This is a genomic window from Limnobacter sp. (assembly GCF_036846585.1).
GTDB lineage: Bacteria > Pseudomonadota > Gammaproteobacteria > Burkholderiales > Burkholderiaceae_B > Limnobacter.
This window is the reverse complement of the sequence record NZ_DAIUBR010000057.1, coordinates 1-7,899: the sequence shown is the minus strand read 5'-3', so window position 1 is coordinate 7,899 and position 7,899 is coordinate 1. Positions and strand designations below refer to the sequence as shown.

Genomic DNA, 7,899 nt, shown 5'->3' with positions numbered 1-7,899 from the left:
CCATTTTGCTGCCACTGGTGCTGCCGCCCACGGTCATGGGGTACTACCTGCTGGTGGCGGTGGGCGGTGGGTCGCCGGTGGGGCAGTGGCTGCAAAACACCTGGGGGGTGTCGCTTGCGTTCAATTTTTCGGGGTTGCTGCTTGCATCGGTGTTGTTCAACGTTCCTTTCATGTTTCAGCCCATACAACGCGCATTTGAATCCATTCCAGACAACCTGAATGAAGCGGCACAGGTCAGTGGCCTGAGCCGCTGGGCCATTTTCACCAAGGTGGAGTTGCCCCTGGCCTGGCCCGGCATTGTGTCGGCCATTGTGCTGACCTTTGTGCACACGCTGGGCGAATTTGGCGTGGTGCTGATGATAGGCGGCAGCATTCCGGGTGAAACACGCACGCTGGCCATTTCAATCTACGACAGCGTTCAAAGTTTTGACCTGCAGGCAGCAGACCAAATGTCGCTTGCATTGTTGATGTTCTCGCTGGTCGCGGTGGCCACCTCCCTGTTGCTCTCCGGGCGCCGAACGCGCACGGTGAAGCGTGCCGTGTAGGGGAGACAGCCATGGCCCTTCACATTCAGTTTCAACAGCACAAGCCCATGTCGCTGCAAGGGCAGTTCAGTTGCGAAGCCGGGCAGTTATTGGCCCTGGTGGGACCTTCTGGGGCGGGGAAGTCGTCCATTCTTCGTCTGCTTGCAGGCCTGATGAAACCTGCGCAGGGCCGCATTGAAGTGGGTGGACAGGTGTGGCTTGATACTGCCAAAGGCATTTTTCAAACCCCGCAACAGCGGCGCGTGGGCCTGGTGTTTCAAAACTATGCCCTGATGCCGCATTTAAGCGCAGCGGCCAATGTGGCGTTGGCTTTGCAGCACCTGCCCAAAAGCGAACGAATCATTGAAGCAGTGCAGTGGCTCAAGCGTGTGCGTTTAAGCAGCGATGAAGCCATGCGCAGGCCCGCCCAGTTGTCAGGTGGGCAGCAACAGCGCGTGGCACTGGCACGCGCACTGGCGCGCGAACCGCAATTGCTGTTGCTGGACGAACCATTTTCAGCGGTGGATCAAATGAACCGCGAAAGCCTGTACCGCCTGCTTGCGGAACTACGTGCCGATTTGAATATACCCATTGTGCTGGTGACCCATGACCTGAATGAAGCCCGCATGCTGTGCGACAAACTGGTGGTGCTGGATCAAGGTGATGTGTTGCAGGAGGGTCCCGCATTCGAGGTGCACCGCAGGCCGCGCAATTCCCGGGTGGCTGACCTGGTGGGCATTCAAAACCGGTTTTACGGCGCATGGATGGGCCCTTCTGAAACGCCCGGCCTTGGGGTGCTGCAATGGACCCGTTCGCTGGACACGCAGCAAGCCACGCCTGAAAATTCCATTCAATTGCGCACCCGCGACAAAGGAAAAATTCCACCCGGTTTCCCTGTGAATTGGGTGGTGCATGCCGATGGCCTTGCCTTGAAACCCGAAGGCTACACCTTGCAAAGGGACGGTTTTATTTTACTGCCCGTGCATGTGGTCGGCCATCGCGACCTGGGTGAACTCAGCCTGATTGACTTGTCCATGGATGTGGCACCTTGCGAGGTGCTGAAGATGGCGGTGTCGGGTGCACAGCGTTTGGGTTTGAAAACAGGCGCGCCCGGCGTGGTGGAAATGGACCTTGGCCTGATTCACATCATGCCCAAGAAACCCCACCCGGAATTGGCGAAAACACGCGGATAAATCGGGGGACTGGTTTGTAAACGAATCTGAAAGTGTCTTCTGCCCAGTACCAAGTGCTGGAGACATTTCAAAACAATTACAGACCATGACCACAAAACTACACACTGCGCTGGCAATCGGCGCACTGGCCTTGCTCGCCGGTTGCCTGGGCGGCGATGAATCCGCCTTGACCGCGGGTGGCGAAAGCCCCGCCACCACCAACCCCAACGAAGAAACCACGGCTGACCTGGAGCCCGGCGATGGCATCCGGATTTTGTCCAATCGTTCCGACTTGATCAGCGATGGCAATGCCCTGGTGGAAATTACCGCTGAAGACTCTGCCAACCTGCAAGTGGTGCGGGTGATGTTGGGCACCGTCGATGTAAGCGACCAGTTCGCCTTGCGTGAAAATGGCCGCTACATGGGGCGGCTGCAAGGTTTGGCCTTGGGTGAAAACCGCATCACGGCTGTGCTTAAAAACACAGGCCGGCTTGTGGCCACCATTGTGAACCACCCCAATGGCGGGCCCGTGTTTTCAGGGCCGCAGGTGCAGCCCTGGACATGCACCAATGAACTGGCGGTGGATGCCCAGTGCAACCAGCCGGTCCAGTTCAGTTTTCAGTATTTGCCAGCCGACAAGCTGCAACATTTCCTGAGCAATTCCAGCCTGCCAGACCAGGAGTTTGCACCCACCTTCCTGCCTTACGATCCGGACAATCCCCCACCTGCCGAAGAGATTGCCATGACCACGACCGACCACGGCGTGACTGTGCCCTTCATCATCCGCACCGAGCGTGGTGTGCAAAACCGTGACCGTTATCAAATTCGTACCCTGTACAACCCTGCAGAGGATTGGCAGCCCTGGAAGCCCCAGCCACAGTGGAATGGCAAGGTGCTTGTGCACCACGGTGGCAATGTGGGCGTAACCTATGGCCCCGGCAACCCGCCCAATGGCGACATTTCCGGCACAGCGCCCGATGGCGCAGAATTTTTGCTGGGCGACAGCATCACCGTGGCGCTGGGGCGCGGCTTCATTGCCACCTCCACCGCGCTGGCCAATCTGGGCCACAACGTGAATTTGGTGACCGCTGCAGAATCGCTGATGATGGTGAAGGAACGAATTGTCGAGCAATATGGCGAAGTGCGTTACACCATGGGCACTGGTTGTTCAGGTGGCGCCATTGCCCAGCAACACATTGCCAATGCCTACCCCGGTATTTATCAGGGCATTATCGTGCAGTGTTCCTACCCCGACGTGTGGACCACAGCCACGCAGTTTGGCGATTACAACTTGCTGAATTCCTATTTTGGCAACCGTTACCAAGGCGTGAATGAGGCGGAAAACGCCAACCAGTTTCCAGACTTCAATCAAAACTTTTTGCCCTATGTGCAGTGGAGCGCGGTGTACGGCCACTTGCCGTTGAACCCGGTGCTGTCGGACAACGCGTTTTTTCCCAAAGCCTACCCCTACGCGCAAAATTGCCGCGGCTTGAATGGCGCAGCCATTCCTTACGACCCGGTGAACAACCCCGGTGGTTTGCGTTGTGGTTTGATCGACTACATGAGCACGCAATTTGGCTTTAGAACGCCCGATGTGTGGAGTGCCAACGAGAAAAAAATTGGCCGTGGCTTTGGTGGTATTCCGCTGGACAACGTGGGTGTTCAATATGGTCTGGGTGCCTTGAAGCAGGGCACCATCACTGCCGATCAGTTTCTGGATTTGAACCACAACATCGGCGGTTTTGATGTGGACATTCAGCGCGTTGCGCAACGCCTGGTGGCTGATCCATTGGCCTTGAGCAATGCTTACAAAACCGGTGCGGTGAACACGGCTGAGAACCTGAGCAATATTCCGGTTATCGACCTGCGTGGCCCCGATCCCGGTATTGCGCACGACGCCTTCCACAGCTGGCAAATGCGTGCGCGCTTGAATGCCACCCAAGGGCATTTTGACAACCATGTCATCTGGTTTGGGCAGTTGGTGCTGGCCGGTGATTCCACCTACAGCACAGAAGCCCTGCTGGTGATGGACCGTTGGTTAAGCCAGATTGAAGCCGATGGCAGCAACAAACCGTTGGCAGAAAAAGTGGTGACCAACAAGCCCCGCGCCGCGCGTGACAAATGTTTGTCTGCCCAAAGTATTTATGCAGACGACGGCCCCTTTGTGCCCATGAGCGGCAACCTGTTTTACCCCGACCCGATTTTGCCCAACGCGAATTCCAGCAGTATTCCAAAGCCACCACCCGAGGCGGGTCAAATTTTCGACCAATTGAGCAACCAGGTGTGTGGTCTTGATTTTTCTGCGGTGGATTCTTCGGGCATGTCGAGCCAGTTGACAGGGCCAATCGCCGAGTTGCAACACACGCTGGTGCAAACGCGTTTTGGTACACCCCGCACTGTGGCGGGCGACGACATTCGCACACTGGCCAACAAGTGTGTGCTCAAGCCCGTGGATGCTGCGGATTATGCAGGTGCAGTGTCTGTCACAGACCCAGCAGCCTTCGTTGCGCAGGTGAAGGAAATCTTCCCGCAGGGTGTGTGTGATTACACCAAACCCGGCGTGGGCACGCAGACCACGCAAACCTGGTTGCGTTACGGCACTGCCACCGAGAAAATAATTGGTGGCGTGCCTTTGCCAGCCAAACCTGCGAATTCCCGGCAGGGGTGGTTTGCTGCTTCATTCCGGTAAGGAGTTTCAGCCATTCCGTGTAGAATGTAATTAAATTACTTTGACTCGGAGTGGCATGAATCTTCTTGATCGAATTCGCATGGAACTGGACCAGTTTTCTGGTGCAGAACAGGCCGTCGCGCAGCTCGTGTTGAAAGACCCCACTGGTTTTAAGAAAATGCCGGTCACTGAACTCGCCAAGCGTGCCGGGGTCAGTAGCCCCTCGGTGGTGCGGTTTTGCCGATCACTGGGGTATGAGGGTTTAAGCGATTTCAAATTGAAACTGGCCGCCAGTTTGAACCAGGGCGTGCCTTTCGTTCACCAATCCGTTCAAGCAAGCGACACTGGCGAAACGCTGATTCAAAAAGTGCTCGACAATGCCATTCACACCCTGACAACCTTTCGCAACACGGCCCCCGCAAAGCCCATGGACAAGGCCGCGCACTTGATGGCCAAAACCATCATCGCCAAGGGCGGGCAGCTTGCATTTTATGGTGTGGGCAATTCAGGCTTTGTTGCGCTGGATGCCGAGCACAAGTTTTTCCGGATGGGTTGCAGTGCGCATGCTTATTCCGATGGGCACTTGCAGATTATGGCTGCATCCATGCTGAAAAAAACAGACTGCCTGTTGATCATTTCGAATTCAGGGCGAAGCCAGGACTTGCTGGATGCAACCCGCATTGCCAAACAGGCGGGTGCCAGCACCATTGCCATTACCGCATCGGGGTCGCCTTTGGCCGAAGAGGTGCATGTGCACATACCCGCCGACCACGGCGAGTATTACGAGCAGTACAGCCCCATGGTGTCGCGCTTGTTGCACCTGTGCATTGTGGATGTGTTGGCCACGCAGGTGGCCATTCAGCTGGGCGATTCCGTGCAGAAAAACATGGCACGCCTGAAGAAAAACCTGATTGACAGCCGTTACGTTAAGTAAGGCGCCAGGTCCAGATTCGTCGGGTTTGCGAATGCTTCCGGCAGCGCTGTGAAGCTGGTTTCACAGGCAATCAGGCTGGTGTTTTCAAAGCCGGGTTTGTTCGGGAATTTTTCATCGGCTTGTGCTGAACACACCAGAAGCACATTGCCGTTTTCGCCGCCAAAGCAGGGCATCGTGGGCTTGGCCAGTGGAATATCAACGCTTTCAATGAATTCGCCCAGTTCACTGAAACGATCAAGCCTGTAGCCTTCCAGAATGGCCACCCAGTAACTGCCATCGGCAGAAAAGCAGGCGCCATCCGGGCGGGCGGTGCCATCGTGATATTGCTTGATCAACTGTTGATTGCTCAATGTGCCTGTGTGTACATCGTATTCAAATCGCCAGATGCACTTGTGCCGTGTGTCGCTTAAAAATACAGAATCGCCTTTCGGTGAAAACGCCAAACCATTGCCCACAATCAAGTCGGGAATCGTCAGGCTTGCGCGGCCAGATTCAATGCAGTACAGCGCGGCGGTGGCGGGGCCGCGGGCGTCCACCAGTGTGGAAATCCAGATGCGCCCTGCCGGGTCGGCACGGCCATCGTTGAAACGGTGTTTCGAAGAATCAAATGGCGCGGCAAATTTCAAGGTGCAGGTGCCATTCTTGATCAGCCACGCACCCCGGCGGCCAAGTGCTATCAGGGTTTCAGCCTGTTTGGTGGGCAGTATGCAGCCAATTTGATCGGGCAAACTCAGGGTGTGCAAATTGGCGGGCGCAGCATTGAACACATCGCTTTGATTTAACCGATACAACACCCGCTTGTTGATGTCTACCCACATCCAGCCGCCATGCGCATAACGCGGGCTTTCAGCCAGGCTGCATGCGGGAAGGGGCAGGGCCTGCCAAGGCAGGGCCATCAGTGCAGGCCTGTGTTTTTCAGGAAGTGGTTGATCAGGTGTGCTGTCACCGGGTTTTCTGCGGGGGTTTGGCCCGGTGGCACGCTGTGCTCCAGTTGTTCTGCAATGCCTTTGCCCAGTTCAACACCCCATTGGTCAAAGGGGTTGATGTTTTGCATGGCCGCCAGTGCGGCGGTTCGGTGTTCCCACATGGCCAACAAGGCGCCCAGTGAATAAGGCGTGAGTGAGTCCATGAACACCATCTGCACGGGCCTGTGGCCGGGGCAAGCCTTGTAATTGGTGGCTGTGTTGGTCAGTTCGGTGGGCGAGTTCAGCCTGCCCACAGAAAATGCTTCTGACTGCGCCAAAGCGTGCGACAGCAAAACCTGGTGCGACTGCACCTCGTCGTGATCGGGTTGAATCACTGCCAGCAATTCAACTGAACTTGCAATTCTGCTTTGGTGCAGCATCTGGAAAAATGCATGCTGCCCATTGGTGCCCACATCGCCCCACAACACGGGGCAGGCTGGCTTGTACAGCAGCTCGCCGTTGTTGTTCACGCCCTTGCCCAGTGATTCCATCCACAGTTGTTGAAGGTAAGGCACCAGCAGGGACAAACGCGAATCGTAGGGGCTCATCATCAGTGAAGCAATGCCTTGCTCCAGGTTGTACAGGTCGCTCATGGCCAGCAGGGTGGGAATACATTGTGAGGCCTTGCTTTGCAGCACGTGGCCGTCCATCAGTGCGGCACCTTCAAGCAGTTCATTGAACACCAGGTTGCCGTGTACCATGCGCACGCCGATCGACACCGGCCCCCACAGGGAATAACGCCCGCCCACGGTTTCGCTGAATTCGAAAATACGCTCGGGTGCAATGCCCATTTCCATGGCTTTGGCGGGTTTGCAGGTGGCAGCCACCAAGGCTTTTTCGCGGTAGGACGGACCTGCGGCATCAAGCCATTTGAAAATATGTTGCGCGTTGTGCAGCGTTTCGCGCGTGGAAAATGATTTGCTGGCGATCACCACCAGCGTGGTGCGCGGGTTCAGTGCGGCCAGCGCGGATTTCATTTCATGGAAGTCTACGTTGGCTGCGAAGCGAATGTTCAAAGCCGGTGAGTCGCTTATTTCCAGCTTGCTGAATACATCGTTGAGCAGGCGCGGGCCAAGGTCTGAACCACCGATTCCAAGGTGCAACACACTGTCGTAACGTTCGCCATCGGGCGTGGTGTAGCGGCCTGCGCGCACCTGATCCACGAAGGTTTCCATGTGCTGCTGCACTTGCCTGGCCAGTACCAGTTCATCCCGGCCGTTGACCAGCAGTGAAACAGGTGAGGGGTAGGCCTGTGGATTGCAGGCTGCACGCAAAACCCAATGCCCGGCTGGGCGTTGTTCGGTGCCATTGACTATTTCGCCGTTGAACATCTTGTGTATGAAGCTTGAGAGGCGTTGGTTCGCCTCGGTTTTTTCAAAGTTCAACACATGGCTTGCGTTGTATTGCTGCCGATCCAGATTGATGTGAATGGGGCCGACACTGCGAGACAAAAAACCGGGGTTCAGGGCAGAAGTGTTCATGGGCATGCCGTCAAAAATAAGTGACTTTGTTCAAGATGCGTAGAATGTAACATAATTACAAAAATAAATGGACGCGTGTAATTTGTTTGCTGGTGCTTTATTTGTACCAGTTTCGCATGACTTGAAGTTTGCCTGTGCATACCGCCCCACTATTT

General features: G+C 55.9%; 6 protein-coding genes. 4 read left to right on the top strand and 2 right to left on the bottom strand.

Annotated features, from left to right (window positions below; all coding sequences use genetic code 11):
* From modB to V7028_RS15130, 4 genes are all read left to right on the top strand, one after another.
* Positions 1-545: molybdate ABC transporter permease subunit (gene modB, locus V7028_RS15145; protein WP_334120919.1), on the top strand; the 545-nt coding region annotated here is incomplete at its 5' end.
* Between the two features lie 11 nt (positions 546-556).
* A complete protein-coding gene (locus V7028_RS15140) occupies positions 557-1,717 on the top strand; it encodes an ABC transporter ATP-binding protein (protein ID WP_334120918.1) in 1,161 nt (386 codons plus the stop codon).
* Positions 1,718-1,802: 85 nt separating this feature from the next.
* Positions 1,803-4,385, top strand: coding sequence for a DUF6351 family protein (locus tag V7028_RS15135; protein WP_334120917.1), 2,583 nt, complete (start codon positions 1,803-1,805; stop codon positions 4,383-4,385).
* A gap of 55 nt (positions 4,386-4,440) precedes the next feature.
* Entirely contained in the window at positions 4,441-5,298 is an 858-nt protein-coding gene (locus V7028_RS15130) for a MurR/RpiR family transcriptional regulator (protein WP_334120916.1), read from the top strand.
* On the opposite strand, the gene V7028_RS15125 is transcribed toward V7028_RS15130, so the two are convergent.
* Entirely contained in the window at positions 5,286-6,194 is a 909-nt protein-coding gene (locus V7028_RS15125) for an SMP-30/gluconolactonase/LRE family protein (RefSeq protein ID WP_334120915.1), read from the bottom strand. The two genes, V7028_RS15130 and V7028_RS15125, sit on opposite strands and share 13 nt — an antisense overlap.
* Positions 6,194-7,744, bottom strand: a complete 1,551-nt coding sequence (locus tag V7028_RS15120; RefSeq protein WP_334120914.1) for a hypothetical protein — start codon at positions 7,742-7,744, stop codon at positions 6,194-6,196. Before V7028_RS15120 ends, V7028_RS15125 begins: the two co-directional genes overlap by 1 nt.
* Between the last annotated feature and the right edge of the window lie 155 nt (positions 7,745-7,899).